Here is a 17,900-nt window from a genome sequence, read left to right as displayed (position 1 = left end):
AATGAAACAACAGAACACCCTCATCGCACTTGATGAAGGATAAATAGGGAGACATACATCTCAAAAATGTTTCATTAAATGAATCGAGGTGGCTGCCAAATGGTAGAGAGGTGGGCGGCCAAAATATGCGCAGAGGTGTAATAAGAAGGATTTCCTTCTTTGATAATCGTAATGCTTGGTGATAAAGGCGTAAAACTCAGAAAGAAGTAAAGAGGAGCTTGAAACGAACTACAGTTGTCGTGTGATTGGAAAGGCAGTTTATTGTCCCGGTCGGTATCGCCGTCATCTGCGTGATTGATGGCGTAGTGATGGTGTAAGAATTGAAAAAACGAAATGGATGGGCACTTTTGTTGATGTTCCTGAAAATGCATCACAAGCACCGGTAACTTCAACAACTGGTTGAGTTCCGTTGCTGAAAAGAGGTAGATGATTAACAAAAATCTTGAGATAAGCATTTTCACGGTGCAAAAGTAGCATTTTATAAAGATAGTTTTTGTGCTAACGCCAGAAAATGACTTAAGTCATTATGTGTATAGAGAAGCATAAAGACCGATTCCCTCCCACAGATGCGTTTTCGGGATAATCGTTGGTTGGTATTATAGAGTAAAAATTTAACAAAACAATTGCGCGAACAACCTGTTCATCAGTCGTAGTATCATTTTATACTATTGACAAAACTAAAAACCAACAATGAAATCAGTTAAAAACACCATTCTCGCTTTTGCAGTAAGCCTGTTTGCCGTAAGTGCCATGGCGCAAGACAAAAAAGACGTTGTTGACATTGCCATCGGTTCGGCCGATCACACCACCTTGGTAGCGGCCGTAAAAGCTGCCGATTTGGTAACCACATTGAAAGGAGCGGGGCCTTTTACGGTATTTGCGCCCACCAACGCGGCATTCGCTAAGTTGCCTGCCGGAACGGTAGAGACCTTGCTCAAGCCTGCAAACAAGGCGACGTTGGCGGGTATTCTTACTTACCACGTAGTAGCTGGAAACCTTGATGCTACCAAAGTTTTGGCGGCCATCAAAGGAGGTATGGGAAAAGTAGTACTAACAACCGTGGCTGGCGGAAAATTAACGGCTTCGATTGAAGGTGGAAAAGTGATTTTGACCGACGAAAAAGGCGGAAAAGCAACTGTAACAGCTACTGATTTGAAAGGTAGCAATGGCGTGATTCACGTGATTGACACGGTAGTAATGCCAAAGTAAACAAGCGCCGATAAACAGGCCACATCACTGGGCGACAGGCATGGGTAATTTATCCGTGAATGTCGCCCAGTTTTTTTGTTAAGACCACCTTGGGCTTGGTAGGTGTACTTTCGTCTTATTTTTCTATTTTTACTCCCGACTCTTTCATCAACGAATCTCTGCTTCTTCATGCTTCTTAATAAACGCCAATTTCTTCAATCGCTGACTGGGTTAGCGGCCCTACCTTCCGTCAACATTGATGCGCTTTTGCCTGCCATTGCTTCCCAAACACCTGAGCAGGTAGCTCAAAAAGAGGAATTTTGGTCAGAATTACGGAAAGGTTTCACGGTTACGAAAGATTTTATTCATCTTGAAAACGGCTATTATGTGTTGGCGTCTAATGAAGTACTAGAGTCGTATATTCAGCACATCCGCGACATCAATCCCATTTCGTCTTACTACATGCGGACGCGGCAGTTTGACGATAAATTGGCAGTGCGCAAACAATTGGCCGAATTGGTCGGAGCGTCGCACGAAGAAGTGATTATTACCCGCAATACGACGGAGTCATTGGATACCATTATTTCGGGAATCGACTGGAAAGCGGGCGATGAAGTAGTAATGGCGATGCAAGATTACGGCGCAATGATTGATATGTTCAAACAGCAGGCGCGTCGTTACGGCATTGTCAACAAAATCATTTCTGTGCCCAATCATCCCAAATCGGATGAAGAAATTGTAGAATTGTACGCGCAGGCCATTACGTCCAAAACGCGTCTGTTGATGGTGTGTCACATCATCAATATTACGGGACAGATTTTGCCAGTGCAAAAAATCGCCGATATGGCCCACGCCAAAGGCGTTGAGGTAATGGTGGATGGCGCGCATGCCGTAGGTCATTTTGATTTCAAAATTCCCGACCTGCATTGCGATTATTACGGCAGCAGTCTGCACAAGTGGCTGGGGTGTCCGCTGGGCGCGGGTTTGCTGTACGTAAAAAAAGACAAAATCAAGCAGATTTGGCCACTGATTGGCGAAACAGGCTACGCCGATGATGATATTCGTAAACTTAATCACACAGGTACTCACCCCGTGCATACCGACTTAGCATTGGCGGATGCCATCAAGTTTCATCAAAAAATCGGTATTCAGCGCAAAGAAGCGCGATTGCGCTACCTGCAAAGTTATTGGACGGCGCAGGTAAGAAATCATCTCAGTATTGTGGTTAATACGCCCGCCGACCCCAAACGCCACGGAGCCATTGCTAACGTGGGCGTGACCAAGCTCAAACCCGCCGACCTCGCCAAAACCCTCATGGAAAAATACAAAATCTGGACCGTTGCCATAGACTACGCCAACGTCCACGGCGTACGCGTGACCCCGCACATATTCACCACTACCGAGGAGTTGGATACGTTTGTGAAAGCGTTGAAGGAATTGGCGTAAATAAATAATCATTCGATGAGTTAAGTCGGGTATCCATCAGAAGGATGCAGATCCGACTTAGTCTTGTAATACTGTTTTACAGGGTTATAGAATTCATCGCTTTCTAAAATGTCTTTTATATTTTGGGGCAAAATCCCATCAAAATCTTGGTAGTAAATTTGACTTAAAATCGAAAACATTCCTGTATTCTTATTTCCCATGAATTCTTCAATATCTTCTATTTTAGTATAATGTCCGGGTTGATGAAAGAAACTTATCAACTCTTCAAACGTCTTGTACATTAATAGGAGTTTTTTTAGATTAACCTCTATTGTAAGACCATCATCAATAGCCTCCAATCCATATTTGACGTGGTTTTCTATTTTATTCTTTTTCATGTCAACTTGATTTTAAAGCAAATGTGGTTTACTACATCAAAACATATAAGATTCTGATGCGGAGTGTATTATTGGAATTAAGCGCCCACAGTATCTCGTTTACAAACCCTATCTCACCTCAAAAAAATCCCCCTTCTTCCAAGTGGGTCTTGCGGGATTTTGAGCTACTAGATAGCCAATCAAAAAATTAAGTTGGGCGTATTTGCGGCCTGCCGACCAGTAAAACGTACCGCCGTTGAAGTTATCGGCGGTTTTATGATAAGTGGCTTCACGCCATTTTTTGACCGATTCTAGCAAATTAAAGTTTGGTAATGAAGTTTTGCTACCGTATTTGACGTGCAACGCTGGAATTCCTGCTCGTACGAAACTGTATTGGTCACTGCGCACAAAACGCCCCTCTTTGGGCTCTAAATCGGGTTCAACGCCCAATTTGAGGGCTTTGGCAGCCTGAGCTACCACCGTCGATAAACTGCTGTGCTCCGCACCTAAGGCCGAAATAGATTCCAACGGGGCAATAATGGTTGGCATATCGGTATTTACATTCGCGACCATTGTCTCCTTGGGTACCGTGGGATGGGCGGCAAAATAGGCCGAGCCGAGCAGCCCCATTTCTTCGGCTGTGACAATCACAAAAAGCACCGAGCGCTTGGGCTTTTCCTTCAGATGGGCGTATATACGGGCCATCTCCAGACTACACGCCACTCCCGAGGCATTGTCGTGCGCACCGTTATAAATGGAATCACCGTTGACCGCTTTCCCGATGCCAAGGTGGTCTAAGTGGGCGGTATGAACTACGTATTCATTCTTAAGTTGGGCGTCGCTGCCATCTATTTTTCCAATGATATTATAGCTTACGAAGTCTTCGTGTTGAGTCGTATAGCTTGATTGAAGGGTGGACGTAAGAGGAATGCTTACGTTTTCGCCGCGTTCCATCCTTTGTCCGATTTTTTCAAAATCTAACCCTTCGGCTTTTAATAAGTCACTTAACATTTTTACCGAAATCGCTCCCGCAATTTGTAATGGCAACCCACGGTGCGAAATAGAGCCAACCACTTTTCCTTGTTCATCCATAGAGGCGGTTTGCCCAGCAGAAGTCAGGGTGCTGCCTTGGGCTTTGAATTGTACCGCGCTGGTGGCGTAGTTGCAAGTTATAATGCCGATAGCTCCGTTTTTTATCGCATATTCTTGGGTGGTGGCGGCGTAGTTGAGGTGCAGCTTTACATTGGCCGCGAGGCTATCCGGTACTTTTTTCATGACTACGACTACCTTGCCCTTTACGTCAATGTTTTCATAGTCTTTAAAGCCCATTTCGGGCCTATCAAACCCCGCACCGACAAACACCATCGGGGCTGAAATCTCGATCGAAGTTTTTTCGGGATGTGGAAATATCAGGAATTCAGTGCCGTATTCTAAGGTTTTTGTCTCGCCAGTTTTCAGATTCAAGCGCAGCGCTAAACCCTCCTTTTTTAGGATAGACTTCCGCAAAATCACTTTTTGGGTATATCCATTCTCTTCTCCTGCGGGCTGTAGCCCAATGGTTTTGAATTGGTTGGTTACATAATCCACCGCCAGTTGGTAGCCTTCCTGCCCTGGCATACGCCCTTTTAATTTATCATCGGCCAAATACGCTACATGGGCTTTGATTTGATTGGAATCAAGTTGATTAAGGGCTTTTTTAAGCTTTCTGTTGATAACTCCTTGTGAATGAGCGAATAATGGGATAAATATTAAAAATACTAGTTTCTTCATTTTTTGGTGTTTTTGGGGAAATGGTCAGCCTGCAAAAATAGACTATTTGCGGACTAACTCATGAAAATCACCGCATTAATGAACCTTCCAGTGGGATAATTTGCTAACCTTAGACTTGGGCTTTACGTACAATTGATGTACTTTGCGTAAGTGGCGAAGCAAAAACAGCCTTTGGCGTGGGCTTCGCAATCAACCATTGATTTATTGATTTCAGATGAATTTTGAAGATTTTAACCTCAATCGCCAACTGCTCAATGCCATTGCCGATGCGGGGTATGAGGTGCCGTCTCCCATTCAGGAACAGGCTATTCCGCTTGTTTTGGAAGGGCATGATGTGTTGGGAATTGCGCAGACCGGAACGGGAAAGACCGCCGCGTATGTATTGCCGCTATTGATGCGTATCAAGTACGCGCAGGGGATGCACCCTCGGGCACTTATTTTGGCACCAACGCGTGAATTGGTGATGCAGATAGGCGCTGCTCTCGGCGAATTGGCAAAATATACTGACTTGCGGCACATCGCCATTTATGGCGGTTTGGGCCCAAAAACCCAAATTGAAGCTCTGCAAAAAGGAGTCGATATTGTGGTGGCTACGCCGGGGCGTTTCTTGGATTTGTACCTGCGCGGTGAGATTGTGGTGAAGCAGTTGACCACGCTCGTGATGGATGAAGCTGACAAGATGATGGACATGGGTTTCATGCCTCAAATCAACCGAATTTTGGAAGTAATTCCCCGAAAACGTCAGAATCTGCTGTTTTCGGCTACGTTTCCTGCAAAAGTAGAACGACTTTCGGAGAACTTTCTGGAAGGTCCCATTCGTGTGGAAGTCACACCTCAGGCCACTACGGCCGCACGCGTTGACCAAATCATTTATGAAGTCCCCAATTTTAGAACAAAGATTAACCTGCTCGAATTATTGGTGCAGGATGCCGCCGTTTTTGAGCGTGGTATGGTTTTTGTGCGCTCTCGCGAAAATGCCGAAAATATCTATAAATTCCTGAAACGGAAGGTAGTGACCGAAGATGAAGTACGGGTCATTCACGCCAACAAAGGCCAAAACACGCGTATCAATGCGATGGAGGCTTTTAAAGAAGGAAAAGTGCGGATTTTGATCGCCACCGATGTGGCCGCCCGGGGCATTGATGTTACGCAGGTGAGTCACGTGGTCAACTTTGATGTGCCGCTGATTTACGAAGATTATGTACACCGCATTGGGCGTACGGGTCGGGCCAATCAGGAAGGGAATGCCATTACGTTTGTGACCATTGCAGATGATTATCACATTGCCAAAATTGAAAAAATCATCCGAATGACCATTCCTCGACAGCCTTTGCCAGAAGCGTTGGAAGTGCCAGAAACGCCTTTCGAAGAGCAGCAAGCCTTGTTGCGAGAGTTGGATGAACAACGACGCAAGGATGATCCAACTTTTAAGGGGGCATTTCATGAAAAGAAAAATAAAAAAGTTGTACATTCGAAGCCTAAAAATGCGAATCCGCAAAAAAGAACAGCCTCGTCAGCGAAAAATTCTTTTAAGAGACGAAAAAAGTAAATTTGGCATAATAACCCTTTGAAAGCATCGTTTTATAAGACGTTCTGATGAGTTGGTAGCGATGAAAAAAATACAGGCATTCAGTTATTTGGTATTCGGATTGTTAATTGTGCTGGAAAGTAAGGCGCAAACAATGCAGTTTGTTACGAGCAGCCGCCCGGCTGATACCAGTAACAAAGCAACCGGGGCTGCTTCCGAGGCTACAGTGGTGAAAAATCTTCACCTGCTACCCCTTTTTGGAGAAGTAGCCAAAAGTGGCGCGCAAATTGAATTTGAAATTAATTTTCTTAACGATTGCGACCAAAACTTTACTACCCGTAAGGAAGCCAGCGAGTTTTTCTCGGCGCGTGGTTGGGAGTATTTGGACGAAGGCGACCTCGATACGGCCTGTTATCGTTTTAATTTGGCCTATTTGCTCAATCCACAAAATGCCGACACGTACTGGGGTTTAGGAGTGGTGTGTTTCCAACAAGGTCACATCACCGACGCTGAGCGTATGCTCCGCAAAGGTGTTGACCTTGACTCAACCAACGTAGGTATGCTGGTTGACTTGGCTACCGTTGATTTGATACACTTTAAAGAAAGCAGTGATAAATGGGAGTTGATGGAGGCAGAACAAATTCTCAATCGAGCCATTCGTCTGGATACTACCTTTGCTACGGCTTATCTCAAAAAGTCGGTGTTGGAATTTCATAAAGGCAATTATGACGCTTCTTGGGACAACTTACACAAGACCCGAGTGCTGGATATTGAATTGTTGGATTATGATTTTATGAAAGAACTCCTCGCCAAAAAATGTGACCCGCTGGGTATTTTTAGTACGCCCAATTAAGGTATTTTATCCCCTCAAACCGTCCGTGTACTACACAGTTAGACGGGCAGGAGGTAACACCAACAATGATTCTCTCCATCACCGCTGCTGATACGTATCCCCTCCGCCACCAAGTTTTGTGGCCTGACAAACCCTTTGAATTTGTAAAAGTCCCCGAAGATGAAAATGGGCTTCATTTTGGCTATTTTGTCGATAATCAACCTGTATCAGTAATTTCGCTCTTTGTGGATGACCATCAGGTGGCCCGCTTCCGAAAGTTTGCTACTCATCCTGATTTTCAGCGCCAAGGGCTAGGAAGCGCCCTACTCGAAATTGTTTTTGAACGTGCTATTGAACTTCAAGCGACGCGCATTTGGTGCGATGCTCGGCTCGACGCTAAGCCTTTTTATGAACGTTTCGGTATGAAACAAGAAGGCGATACTTTCTTCAAAGGAGATATTCCCTACGTAAAAATGAACCTCATTTTTTGAGTGGTAAATATTGGTAAAGGTTTCCCCAAACGGGTGCTTACTACGCTTATTTTTGACTTATTATTGCTCATTTTGGGGCAATAAGCTCATTTTTTTTTCAGTCATGAGGCTTATGGGAATTTTTTTCTACAATTTGCTGTGGAATACTTTTTTTGATAATTTGTCATACATAACTTGTACCTCTTTGGTCCCCGTTTAAGTGATTTTAGCCAAGAAAGGTAATTTACAACGAATGTTTGATGTGCCAATTAGCTAAAACAAATATTGAACGGGAGGGCTCGTACAGCTCTAACTGCGACAACGATTAACCAGTGCGTGCGCACTTAATAATGATGAACAGCGAATCTGCGAAACATGTCTTCTCCGAAAAAGTTGATGATTGGTTAATGGGTTTTTATGACGCCTTCGAGTTTGTAAAGTTGGTTTTTAGAGAGGCATTTTCTGGGGGCTTTGAGTTTACCGAATTTGTTCGACAATGTTATTCCATCGGCCTCAAATCCCTGCCGTTGATTTCCCTGACGGGGTTTGTCACGGGATACGTTTTTACCAAACAATCGCGCCCCTCCCTGATGGAATTCGGGGCTACCTCGTGGTTGCCGTCGTTGGTGACCATTGCCATCGTGCGGGCGTTGGCACCGCTGGTTACGTCGCTGATTTGTTCAGGAAAGATAGGGTCGGGCATTGGCGCTGAGCTGGGTTCGATGAAAGTGACCGAGCAAATAGATGCCATGGAAGTGTCGGCGGTCAATCCGATTCGTTTTTTGGTTGTTACGCGCGTAGCGGCTGCCACCATCACGATTCCCATTTTATCTTTTTACTGCGCTTTGGTGGCGTTGGCGGGCGCTTTTCTTAACGTGACGGTCAACGAAGAAACCAACGTGCTGGCCTTTCTGGAGCATGGATTCGACAGTATCGTTTTCTTGGATATTATTACGGCGGTAGTCAAAGCTACCTCTTTTGGGTTTACCATCGGAATGATTGGGTGCTATAAGGGTTTCAACGCCACCAATGGTACCCAAGGGGTAGGCCAAGCTGCCAATTCGTCGGTGGTGTTATCCATGTTTCTGATTTTTATTGAAGAATTATTTATTGTTCAAGTAGCTAATTGGTTTCGCTAAATCTGCACGCAATCATGGAGAAAACGATTGAAATAAAGAATTTATATAAATCGTTCGGGAGCCTGCACGTATTGTCGGGGGTAGATCTGGATGTGCATGAAAATGAAAATGTAGTGGTATTGGGACGGTCAGGAACGGGAAAGTCGGTGTTGATTAAAATTATTGCGGGACTACTCACTCCCGACCGTGGACAGGTAAAAGTATTTGGCCAATCGGTTGCTGATTTGACGGCTAAAGAACTGAATGCGTTGCGGTTGAAGATTGGTTTTTCGTTTCAGAGTAGTGCGTTGTACGATAGCATGACGGTGCGGGAAAACTTGGAGTTTCCACTGGTTAGAAATCTAAAAAACATGACCCGCAAAGAAATAGATAAAGCCGTTGATGAGGTCATCGAAGCCGTAGGTCTGAAAAAAACGTTGGACCAAATGCCTTCTCAACTTTCGGGGGGGCAGCGCAAACGGATTGGAATAGCCCGTACCCTCATCATGAACCCTAAGATTATGCTGTACGATGAGCCAACCGCAGGACTTGACCCCATTACGTGTCAGGAAATCAATGATTTAATGAATCAGGTAAAGGAAAAATACCGCACCAGTTCTATCATCATCACGCACGATTTAACCTGCGCCAAAGAAACAGGTGACCGGGTGGCGATTTTGTTTGATGGCAAATTTGCGTACCAAGGCACGTTTGAGGAGGTTTTCGGCAACCCCGACCCCCGCATTCGTAGTTTTTATGATTACAATTTTATCGAACCAAAACTTCAGAATTAATATGAAATCAACGTCAAGGTCGGAAAGCTATAAAGTAAAAGTGGGGATTTTTGTGGTACTTGGGATTATGATTTTGGTCGCGGGGATTCTTATGGTGGGCACTTTGCGCAAAACCTTCGTGAGTAAAATTGATGCCTATGCCATCTTAGACGACGTAAATGGCCTTACCAAAGGCAGTAACGTGTGGTTTTCGGGTGTCAAAGTCGGCACCGTGAAGCACGTTGCTTTCGTCGAAAATTCTAAAGTAAAAGTGACCTTTGGTATTGAAGAATCTTCCCAAAAATTTATCAAAAAAGACGCCAACGTCAAAGTCAGTACCGACGGTTTGATTGGCAACACCATCATTGTGATTTCGGGTGGCTCACCAGAAGCCGAAATCGTGGAAGATGGATACCAGTTTAGGGTCTTAAAAGAAGATTCTCAACAGGATATGCTGAAAACATTGCAGGAGAATAACAAAAATTTACTGGCCATTACGGCTGATTTCAAAGAATTGGTTCGTGGTATCAAAGGCGGAGAAGGTTCGGTAGGGAAGTTGTTGACTAAAGATGATTTATACCAAAAATTAAATTCAACCCTCACTGGATTGGAAGCCGCCACGCTCAACGCCAAGGCCACGACCGTATCATTGGCGCAGTTTTCCAAAAACTTGAACACGCAGGGAAACTTTGTCAATGACTTGCTGACCGACAAACAGATGTACGGCGATTTGAAACAAACGGTCAGTACGTTGGGAGAAACCTCGCGAAACTTGAAGGAAACTTCCACTTCGGCCAAGGGGATGGTGGCCGATTTGCGGCAGACAACCAATCAAATCGCCAACGACAAAACCAGTACCGTCGGGGTACTTTTGCACGACCCCAAAACGGCCAATAACGTAAGAAATACGCTTCAAAATCTCGAAAGTAGCTCGGCCAAATTGGACGAAAACATGGAGGCTTTACAGCATAACATCTTGCTTAGAAGGTACTTCCGTAAGAAAAAGAAGGAGGAAGTAAAGCCCGATACCTCAACACAGGTGACGACGCTCGAAAAAATGCCTTGATTCCTAAAAACTAAAAGGCGCTTAATTTTGGTTATGTAAAGCAAATGACCCCACACATCTTTGCTTTGCATAACCTTTTTTGTTTATGGCTAATTTATTTTCTCCCTTGCACCTGAGAGGTGTTGAACTCAAAAATCGAATTGCGATTTCGCCCATGTGTCAATATTCGGCTACCGATGGATTTGCCAATGATTGGCACCTAGTTCATCTCGGAAGTAGGGCAGTGGGCGGCGCTGGGTTGGTGATTACTGAAGCCACGGCGGTCTCCCCCGAAGGGCGAATTTCTCCTGGCGATTTGGGGATTTGGAAAGATGAACATATCCCTTTTCTAAAGCGTATTACTGATTTTATCCACCAAAACGGCAGTGTGGCGGGCATTCAATTGGCCCACGCTGGACACAAGGCCAGCTCACATAAACCGTGGGACGGTGGCCGTTACGCCTCACCCGAAGAGGGAGGTTGGCAGCCCGTAGCCGCGAGCGAACATGCGTTGTTGGCCGATGATAAAAAAGCGAATGCGCTTACCGCAGAAGGAATCCATCAGGTGATTGATGATTTTAAAGCGGCGGCGCATCGAGCGTTGGCGGCGGGTTTTCGGGTGATTGAAATTCATGCGGCGCACGGATATTTGCTCAATGGTTTTTTGTCGCCGTTGGTTAATCAGCGGACAGATGAATACGGTGGAAGTTTTGAAAATCGTATACGATTATTACGCACCATTGTGAAAGAAACAAGGGGTATTCTTGCCGATGATTTTCCGTTGATTGTCAGAATTTCGGCCTCAGATTGGGTCGAAGGCGGCTGGACGATCAATGATTCCGTGGCGTTGGCCAAGGTTCTCCACGAAAATGGGGTGGATTTGATTGATTGCTCGTCGGGTGGGTTGGCGCCGCCGAGTGCCATTAAAATAGGGCCGAATTATCAGGTTCCTTTTGCCGAAACCATTAAAAATAAAGTAGGTATCAAAACGGGTGCTGTAGGAATGATTACGGAAGCGAGCCAAGCCGATGAAATCATCGTAGCCAACAAAGCCGATTTGGTATTGATTGCCCGTGAGTCGCTCCGAAATCCGATGTTTCCGCTCTCGGCGGCACACGAGTTAGGGCATGATGTACAATGGCCGATTCAATACGTGCGAGCCCAAAAGAAACGTTAGTTTGAGAGGATTGGCAAGTTTTTAAAACTTGCCAATCCTATAAGATAGTCTCTTCGGGTAGCGAGAAGGTAGTATTAGAAATGCACGGTGGATGCCTTATCCTACTGAACTCAAATCGCTCACCCAACATGAGATTATTTTCCCTCTTTTTTTTGCTTATTTCACTTTCCTCGGCCTATGCCCAAAACTGGTACAAAGGCAATCTGCACACGCACTCGCTTTGGAGCGATGGCGACGATTATCCCGAAATAATCATGGATTGGTATAAAGCCAACGGGTATAACTTTGTCGGGTTATCAGACCATAATACGTTTCAGGAAGGAGAAAAATGGGTGAATGTGCCGCGTGTGCCCGAGCGTCGGCGTACGTTTGAGCGTTATTTGCGCACGTTTGGGCCTGATTGGGTCACGTACAAAAAAGGGCCTAACGATTCCCTGAAAGTACGCCTGAAAAACTTGCAGGAATACCGCAGTTATTTTGATGACCCGGGTAAGTTTCTCATTATCAAAAGTGAAGAGGTTTCAACAAGCTACGATAGCAAGCCGATTCACATCAACATGACCAACGTGCAGAACCTCATTCGCCCGCAGCGAGGCAATAGCGTAGCCGAGGTGATGCAAAACAATATTGACTTGGTGGTAGCGCAGCGCCGCCAAACGGGACAGCCTATGTTTCCGCACATTAATCACCCCAATTTTTACTATGCCATCACCGCGCAGGACTTGATGCAGCTACGGTACGAGCGTTTCTTTGAAGTTTTTAATGGGCATCCGATGGTTAATAATTACGGTGACGAAAAACGCGATGGCACCGAGGTGATGTGGGATAAAATCAACGTTCATTTTGTACAACAAGGGCGCCCGTTGATGTACGGTTTGGCCACCGACGACAGCCACAATTATCAGTTTTTTGGCTTAGAATACAGCAATACGGGTCGTGGTTGGGTTATGGTCAATGCCGCCGATTTGTCGCCGCGCTCACTGATAGAGTCGCTGGAAGCGGGGCGGTTTTATGCTACATCGGGCGTAGAATTAGAGAAACTTGTTCAAACGCCGTCCAGTATTTCTTTTAAGATAAAAGCGGAGCCCAATGTCAATTATACCATTCAATGGATTGGACTGAAAAAAGGGAAAGAAAAAACCGAAATTTTTAAAGAAATAAAAGGAAATGAAGCGAACTATACCTTGGCCGAAGATGATTTGATGGTGCGGGCTAAAATCATTTCCACTAAACCAAAATACAACCCGTTTAGCGCAGGAGACGTAGAAACGGCTTGGGTTCAGCCCATTGCGAAGCTTCAAACACCGCCCGTAAAACCCGGCGTAACGCCTCTTCCTAACGCCCACGCGCACAATGATTACGAGCAATCACGCCCATTGTGGGATGCGCTGGACCAAGGATTTACGAGCGTAGAGGCCGACGTTTACTTAATCAACGACACGCTATTTGTAGCGCACGAACGCCCAACGTTCAACAATCCTGCGCATACCTTAGAAAATTTATACTTAAAGCCGTTGGCCGAGCGCATTGCTCAAAACGGAAATCAAGTTTATGGAGGTTATAAAGGCCCGGTGTATCTCATGATTGACTTCAAAACCGAGGCCGAAAGTACTTACAAAGCCTTAGACAAATTACTCCAAAACTATCGTACAATTCTTACTTCGTATAAAGGAAATAGTCCTAAAGCAGGGCCCGTGACGTTGTTTATTTCGGGTAATCGCCCGATTGAGACGTTGAAAAAATCAAAAGAGCGATTGGCTTCGTTGGATGGGCGACCTGCTGATTTGGGTAAGAAACTGAGCGCTCAATTGATGCCCGTGGTGAGTGATAATTACGCAAACCATCTTTCGTGGCGTGGCAAGGGTGAAATGCCCGAAGAGCAGTTTCAAAAATTGAGTCAATTGGTAAAAAAGGTACACGCCGAAGGAAAAAAACTCCGCCTCTGGGCTTGCCCCGAAGACCCAGTCGTTTGGAAAAAACTCCGTGAAGCAGGCGCTGATTTTCTCAGTACCGACCAATTGGAATTGGTGAAGGAGTTTTTGTTGACGAAGCCTTGAAGGTTTTGGTTATTTAATCATCGCGGACTTTGCCTCCTTGGCTCTTAAATAATGTAAAAAAGGGTAGCCCATAGAGGAATATAAAAAAGCCCTTCCCAATCATTGGGAAGGGCTTTTTTATATTCATTGAGGAATTTTAAATTATAATCCCGCAATCAGCTTCTGGTTCAGAACCACGTAATCGTCGTTTTTGGCTTGTTTAGCCATTTCCATCGACTTCATGGCGGTGGCTTTTGCGCCGGCTTTGTCGCCTGCTTTAGCCTGTACTTTGGCTTTTAGGTGCATTACCCAATACGCGGTAGGCTGGGCTTCAACGGCTTTGTTGGCCCATTCCAACGCTTTGTTGATGTCTTTGCCGTTGTCAAAATAATAGCTGGCAGCTTGGAAATACGGGCGGCTGTCTACGGTCATGGCGGTGTTGATTTGTGCCATGATTTTAGAATCGATGTCGGCTACAACTGGGATTTGTACGGCGGTATTTTCCCACAGGATTTGAATATCGGCAGAAGAGGCGGTTAGGTTACCCAAAATGATGGTAAAATTCTCAATCATCATCGGCAATTGCATCGATTCTACTTTGAAACGAGCTACATCGTCTTCGGTTTTATAGCCCGTTAAGCCGCTGTTGTTAGCACCTTTGTTGATGATAATTTCCCAATCGTTGGCGGTTGGTACGGAATAGATAGCGTAAGAACCTGCTTTCACTGGTACTCCACCCACTTTTACATCTTCGCCGAAGGTTACTTTGGTAGCTGCATTGGCACCTGTTCTCCAGATTTTACCAAAAGGCACCAAATCACCAAAAATTTTACGGCCTTTTGCGGCGGGGCGAGAATAAGTGATTTCGATGGAAGAAAGCGCAAAGTCTTGCTTGAGGGTTTGGGTTGGACTGGGAGCGGGTGTCTTGATTCCCTGGGCCGATGCGCCTACTGAAAATAAGACAAAAAGAAGTACAACAACTTTTTTCATTTGATTTTTGAGGGTTTTGTTTTGATAAGTAATGTGCGTAGTCTATCGACTGTTAGCAGAAGTGTAAACTCAATTATCAGTCAAATAATTCAAAAAAATGAAGTTAAAGTGAAGCATTTGTGTCAATAACGCAAGCGAGTACTGATTTATATCATCATTTTCATGCTGAGAAATGTCGATTTTTGAAGGGTTGGGAATGCGTTTATACCCCTTCGTCGAATCATTTATTAAAACACTGTTTTCCACATGTCAACACAACATACATTTCATATTCCCGTCATGGGGCTGGGATTTACGATGGAATCGCCCATTAAAGTGGCGAGATTTGGGATTTCGTCGGTTATTTCTATCATCGAAGACGAACTGATGGAGCGCCTCCGCGAGTTGTACAGCCCGTGGGTAAATGAGACTTTTGTTCCCATCACTGAGCAGGTGGAAGATTGGCGCGCCAAACGAATTCAGTCATACCTCAATCTGGTCAATCGGATTGTGACACAACAGGTAGAAAAGCTCCGAAATCTACCGTTTGTGATGGGAACCGAAATTGTAAAATACTTCGAACTCCTCCCTGATGATTCGTCGGTCAAAGCACTTTACCATGCCATGATGTCGTTGGAGGAAGGTGAAGCCAAAGCACAGTTGCAAGAAAAACTACGGGGTGAAATCAAAGCGGGAGCCATTGATGTCAACATCATGGCGAAAGTAGACCGAAATAATTATACCAAAGACGGAGAAATGTTGCCCAAAGAATTTTCAGACGCTCTTTCCAGTTTACGAGGTTTTGCCCAAAGTGATTTAGAATCATCGGTGGTTTTCTCGGCGGGATACAATCCGCGTTTGTACGCTTACATTGACACTTTCAGTGACTTTTTTCCAGATGAAAAAGGCTATTTAAAAAAGAAGATTGTATTGAAGGTAAGCGATTATCGCTCGGCCTTGACCCAAGGTAAAATATTGGCCAAAAAGGGTTTGTGGGTGTCAGAATTCAGAATTGAATCGGGATTGAACTGCGGCGGCCATGCTTTTGCGACCGATGGCTTATTGCTGGGGCCAATCATGGAGGAATTTAAAGCCAATCGAGAAGCACTGGCGGCGGAGTTGTGGACGATGTGCAACCAAGCCCTGACGGCCAAAGGTGTACCTACGTTTGAAACCCAACCTGTACTTCGTGTCACGGTGCAGGGAGGCATTGGCACGGCCAACGAAAATTCCTTTTTGCTCGACTATTATCAGGCCGACGCTACGGGCTGGGGCAGTCCGTTTTTGTTGGTGCCCGAAGCCACGAGTGTCGACGAAAATACGCTCCAAGCACTCGCTACCGCTAAGCCTGATGATTATTATTTGAGTCATGCCTCACCGCTGGGAATTCCGTTCAATAACTTTCGGAAAAGTACCGCTCAGCATCAGCTGGCGGCACGGATTGCGAAGAATCGTCCGGGAAGTCCTTGCTATAAAAAGTTTTTGGTGGCCAATACCGAATTTACCGAAATTCCGATTTGTGCGGCTTCTCGCCAATACCAGCATCTGAAAATCAATCAGTTGAAAGAACAAAACCTTTCGCCCCAAGCCTACGAGGCGCAGCTGGCAGAAGTAACGGAAAAGGATTGCCTTTGCGAAGGGCTGGGCGCGTCGGCGTTGTTGAGTGAAGGGCTCAAACCTGCGCACAACCTCAACGCCGTGACGATTTGTCCGGGGCCCAATTTGGCGTATTTCTCGGGGGTGTTTACGTTGCAGCAGATGGTTGACCACATTTATGGGCGCCTGAATTTGCTCAACTCCGTGAAGCGTTCCAACCTGTTTGTGAATGAATTAAGAATGTACGTAAAATATTTTGACGATGAGTTGAAGAAAAGTGCAGACAATCTAACCACCAAAAAGGTGCGCTATCTGCAACTCTTTCAAAACAATCTTTTGCAAGGCGTCGCTTATTACAAAGAACTCATTCCTTCTCTCAAAAACGAAGCGGAACGTTATTTGGAAGAGATGAAAGAGGAGTTAAATCAGTTTGAAAACACGATAAGAAATAAGACGGTGCCCGTTCCGGTGAGTGCCTAAACGTAGGATATTTGTTTAGTGGGTTTAATTGTTTCTAGTGGTCAGCAAGTTTTGCTGACCACTTTTTTGTTTTTGTAAAACCTTGGAAAAAGAAAGGGGTTAGTAAACAGATTTGTTCATTAATTGTAAAATTGATAAATTACATCCGAAGGAATTTTGATTATGAATAAAGTTGCAATAATCATTCTTGTATTTCTTTGCTGTTCATTTGATGAGCCAAGGCTTAATAGCTTCTTTGTGAGTAAATACAATGGATGTGTTTTGAAAATGAATAAGAGCATCAGGAAGAAATTAAAATGGGAGATGTTTACTAATGGTTCTATAAAGCCAATTTATTCAATTCCAGACAGTGGTTTCTATAATAAAGAGGGAATTGTTACAAACGATTGCAGAAAAGTAATTTTTATAAATGATTACCCAATTGGAGAAAAACCCAATGATTCTGAGAAAATGCTCTTTTTTTATGAAGATGGCCATCATACTTATACCTACAGTTGGAAGGATTTTCAGGTTGACAGCTTAATGATAAGAAGAAGTATAGGTCACTTTGAGTGGTTATTGGATTTTGAATTACAGGATGAAGAACGTAAATTTACGTTGATAACGCGTGATTGGTGGGAATACGAATTTGTAACTTTAACAGGTAAATTTTTGATAAAAAAAAGACCTGTAGGGTTTGATGAAAACACTATAATTGTGCGGGGTAAATTTTACAGAAGTCCTGCTACAACCAAATCAAGGATGTATATTACAAAGCAATTAGCGGGTAAAACTGTACAGGAAAAATATATTGACTTTGACGCTAATCGATTTGGTATTGGGACATGGAATAGTGTTCTTATGATACGAGACGGGGAAGATATTACTCCTGAAAAGTACCGTCGTTTTTTTTAAATGCATTAAATCATATTAAAATGATGACTACAATCACCAAAAATACTACTCCCGCTGAAATTGAGAAAAAACTCAAAAAAAGCGCAACCTAAACCGCTCGGATTAGATACCAGTAAATATTTTGGTAAAGTAAAATGGAAGGAAGATCATTTAAAATTTTAGCAAGAATTTAGGGAAAAGTGTTTTATTGAATTTTGAGCCTATATCTTTGCATCTGTCCCT

The 17,900-nt window shown here is 44.4% G+C and carries 16 protein-coding genes; 12 read left to right on the top strand and 4 right to left on the bottom strand.

What is annotated here, in order from left to right:
• Positions 1 to 74: 74 nt before the first annotated feature.
• Positions 75 to 455, bottom strand: a complete 381-nt coding sequence (locus DR864_RS11125) for a hypothetical protein (protein WP_114067040.1) — start codon at positions 453 to 455, stop codon at positions 75 to 77.
• 235 nt (positions 456 to 690) lie between these two features.
• Between DR864_RS11125 and DR864_RS11120 the strand changes: the two genes are divergently transcribed.
• On the top strand, positions 691 to 1,209 hold the full coding sequence (locus tag DR864_RS11120) for a fasciclin domain-containing protein (RefSeq protein WP_114067039.1): 519 nt from the start codon (positions 691 to 693) through the stop codon (positions 1,207 to 1,209).
• A 168-nt stretch (positions 1,210 to 1,377) separates the two neighbouring features.
• The gene (locus DR864_RS11115) at positions 1,378 to 2,634 is read left to right on the top strand and encodes an aminotransferase class V-fold PLP-dependent enzyme (RefSeq protein WP_114067038.1); all 1,257 of its coding nucleotides are present in this window, start codon (positions 1,378 to 1,380) and stop codon (positions 2,632 to 2,634) included.
• A gap of 20 nt (positions 2,635 to 2,654) precedes the next feature.
• On the opposite strand, the gene DR864_RS11110 is transcribed toward DR864_RS11115, so the two are convergent.
• Both DR864_RS11110 and DR864_RS11105 read right to left on the bottom strand, forming a co-directional pair.
• The gene (locus tag DR864_RS11110; protein ID WP_114067037.1) at positions 2,655 to 3,011 is read right to left on the bottom strand and encodes a hypothetical protein; all 357 of its coding nucleotides are present in this window, start codon (positions 3,009 to 3,011) and stop codon (positions 2,655 to 2,657) included.
• Between the two features lie 108 nt (positions 3,012 to 3,119).
• The gene (locus tag DR864_RS11105; protein WP_114067036.1) at positions 3,120 to 4,760 is read right to left on the bottom strand and encodes a M20/M25/M40 family metallo-hydrolase; all 1,641 of its coding nucleotides are present in this window, start codon (positions 4,758 to 4,760) and stop codon (positions 3,120 to 3,122) included.
• Positions 4,761 to 4,974: 214 nt separating this feature from the next.
• Between DR864_RS11105 and DR864_RS11100 the strand changes: the two genes are divergently transcribed.
• The 8 genes from DR864_RS11100 (at position 4,975) to DR864_RS11065 (ending at position 13,760) form a co-directional block, all read left to right on the top strand.
• The gene (locus DR864_RS11100; RefSeq protein ID WP_114067035.1) at positions 4,975 to 6,309 is read left to right on the top strand and encodes a DEAD/DEAH box helicase; all 1,335 of its coding nucleotides are present in this window, start codon (positions 4,975 to 4,977) and stop codon (positions 6,307 to 6,309) included.
• Between the two features lie 61 nt (positions 6,310 to 6,370).
• Positions 6,371 to 7,141, top strand: coding sequence for a tetratricopeptide repeat protein (locus DR864_RS11095; RefSeq protein WP_114067034.1), 771 nt, complete (start codon positions 6,371 to 6,373; stop codon positions 7,139 to 7,141).
• A gap of 65 nt (positions 7,142 to 7,206) precedes the next feature.
• Positions 7,207 to 7,611: a GNAT family N-acetyltransferase gene (locus DR864_RS11090; protein ID WP_114067033.1), complete on the top strand. Its 405-nt coding sequence runs from the start codon at positions 7,207 to 7,209 to the stop codon at positions 7,609 to 7,611.
• Between the two features lie 332 nt (positions 7,612 to 7,943).
• Positions 7,944 to 8,729: an MlaE family ABC transporter permease gene (locus DR864_RS11085; protein WP_114067032.1), complete on the top strand. Its 786-nt coding sequence runs from the start codon at positions 7,944 to 7,946 to the stop codon at positions 8,727 to 8,729.
• Positions 8,730 to 8,743: 14 nt separating this feature from the next.
• A complete protein-coding gene (locus DR864_RS11080; RefSeq protein ID WP_205319234.1) occupies positions 8,744 to 9,502 on the top strand; it encodes an ABC transporter ATP-binding protein in 759 nt (252 codons plus the stop codon).
• Position 9,503: 1 nt separating this feature from the next.
• Positions 9,504 to 10,547, top strand: coding sequence for an MlaD family protein (locus tag DR864_RS11075; RefSeq protein WP_114067031.1), 1,044 nt, complete (start codon positions 9,504 to 9,506; stop codon positions 10,545 to 10,547).
• Positions 10,548 to 10,632: 85 nt separating this feature from the next.
• A complete protein-coding gene (locus tag DR864_RS11070) occupies positions 10,633 to 11,703 on the top strand; it encodes an NADH:flavin oxidoreductase/NADH oxidase (protein ID WP_114067030.1) in 1,071 nt (356 codons plus the stop codon).
• Between the two features lie 128 nt (positions 11,704 to 11,831).
• Positions 11,832 to 13,760, top strand: coding sequence for a histidinol-phosphatase (locus DR864_RS11065; protein WP_114067029.1), 1,929 nt, complete (start codon positions 11,832 to 11,834; stop codon positions 13,758 to 13,760).
• A gap of 141 nt (positions 13,761 to 13,901) precedes the next feature.
• Here DR864_RS11065 and DR864_RS11060 read toward each other — a convergent pair whose 3' ends face one another.
• Positions 13,902 to 14,729, bottom strand: coding sequence for a DUF2911 domain-containing protein (locus DR864_RS11060; RefSeq protein ID WP_114067028.1), 828 nt, complete (start codon positions 14,727 to 14,729; stop codon positions 13,902 to 13,904).
• A 246-nt stretch (positions 14,730 to 14,975) separates the two neighbouring features.
• Between DR864_RS11060 and DR864_RS11055 the strand changes: the two genes are divergently transcribed.
• Both DR864_RS11055 and DR864_RS11050 read left to right on the top strand, forming a co-directional pair.
• Positions 14,976 to 16,784 (top strand): hypothetical protein, encoded by a 1,809-nt coding sequence (locus DR864_RS11055; RefSeq protein ID WP_114067027.1) that lies wholly within the window; start codon positions 14,976 to 14,978, stop codon positions 16,782 to 16,784.
• A 162-nt stretch (positions 16,785 to 16,946) separates the two neighbouring features.
• Entirely contained in the window at positions 16,947 to 17,678 is a 732-nt protein-coding gene (locus tag DR864_RS11050) for a hypothetical protein (protein ID WP_114067026.1), read from the top strand.
• Positions 17,679 to 17,900 lie beyond the last annotated feature (222 nt).

The organism is Runella rosea, assembly GCF_003325355.1.
Taxonomy (GTDB): Bacteria; Bacteroidota; Bacteroidia; order Cytophagales; family Spirosomataceae; genus Runella; species Runella rosea.
This window is presented reverse-complemented; position numbering and strand designations above follow the sequence as displayed.

Excerpts from the sequence above, each read along its gene's own strand:
- DR864_RS11105 (WP_114067036.1), bottom strand. The coding sequence starts at position 4,760 with ATGAAGAAACTAGTATTTTTAATATTTATCCCATTATTCGCTCATTCA.
- DR864_RS11050 (WP_114067026.1), top strand. The coding sequence starts at position 16,947 with ATGAATAAAGTTGCAATAATCATTCTTGTATTTCTTTGCTGTTCATTT.
- DR864_RS11055 (WP_114067027.1), top strand. The coding sequence starts at position 14,976 with ATGTCAACACAACATACATTTCATATTCCCGTCATGGGGCTGGGATTT.
- DR864_RS11060 (WP_114067028.1), bottom strand. The coding sequence starts at position 14,729 with ATGAAAAAAGTTGTTGTACTTCTTTTTGTCTTATTTTCAGTAGGCGCA.
- DR864_RS11120 (WP_114067039.1), top strand. The coding sequence starts at position 691 with ATGAAATCAGTTAAAAACACCATTCTCGCTTTTGCAGTAAGCCTGTTT.
- DR864_RS11080 (WP_205319234.1), top strand. The coding sequence starts at position 8,744 with ATGGAGAAAACGATTGAAATAAAGAATTTATATAAATCGTTCGGGAGC.
- DR864_RS11090 (WP_114067033.1), top strand. The coding sequence starts at position 7,207 with ATGATTCTCTCCATCACCGCTGCTGATACGTATCCCCTCCGCCACCAA.
- DR864_RS11115 (WP_114067038.1), top strand. The coding sequence starts at position 1,378 with ATGCTTCTTAATAAACGCCAATTTCTTCAATCGCTGACTGGGTTAGCG.
- DR864_RS11065 (WP_114067029.1), top strand. The coding sequence starts at position 11,832 with ATGAGATTATTTTCCCTCTTTTTTTTGCTTATTTCACTTTCCTCGGCC.
- DR864_RS11125 (WP_114067040.1), bottom strand. The coding sequence starts at position 455 with ATGCTTATCTCAAGATTTTTGTTAATCATCTACCTCTTTTCAGCAACG.
- DR864_RS11075 (WP_114067031.1), top strand. The coding sequence starts at position 9,504 with ATGAAATCAACGTCAAGGTCGGAAAGCTATAAAGTAAAAGTGGGGATT.
- DR864_RS11095 (WP_114067034.1), top strand. The coding sequence starts at position 6,371 with ATGAAAAAAATACAGGCATTCAGTTATTTGGTATTCGGATTGTTAATT.
- DR864_RS11100 (WP_114067035.1), top strand. The coding sequence starts at position 4,975 with ATGAATTTTGAAGATTTTAACCTCAATCGCCAACTGCTCAATGCCATT.
- DR864_RS11070 (WP_114067030.1), top strand. The coding sequence starts at position 10,633 with ATGGCTAATTTATTTTCTCCCTTGCACCTGAGAGGTGTTGAACTCAAA.
- DR864_RS11110 (WP_114067037.1), bottom strand. The coding sequence starts at position 3,011 with ATGAAAAAGAATAAAATAGAAAACCACGTCAAATATGGATTGGAGGCT.
- DR864_RS11085 (WP_114067032.1), top strand. The coding sequence starts at position 7,944 with ATGAACAGCGAATCTGCGAAACATGTCTTCTCCGAAAAAGTTGATGAT.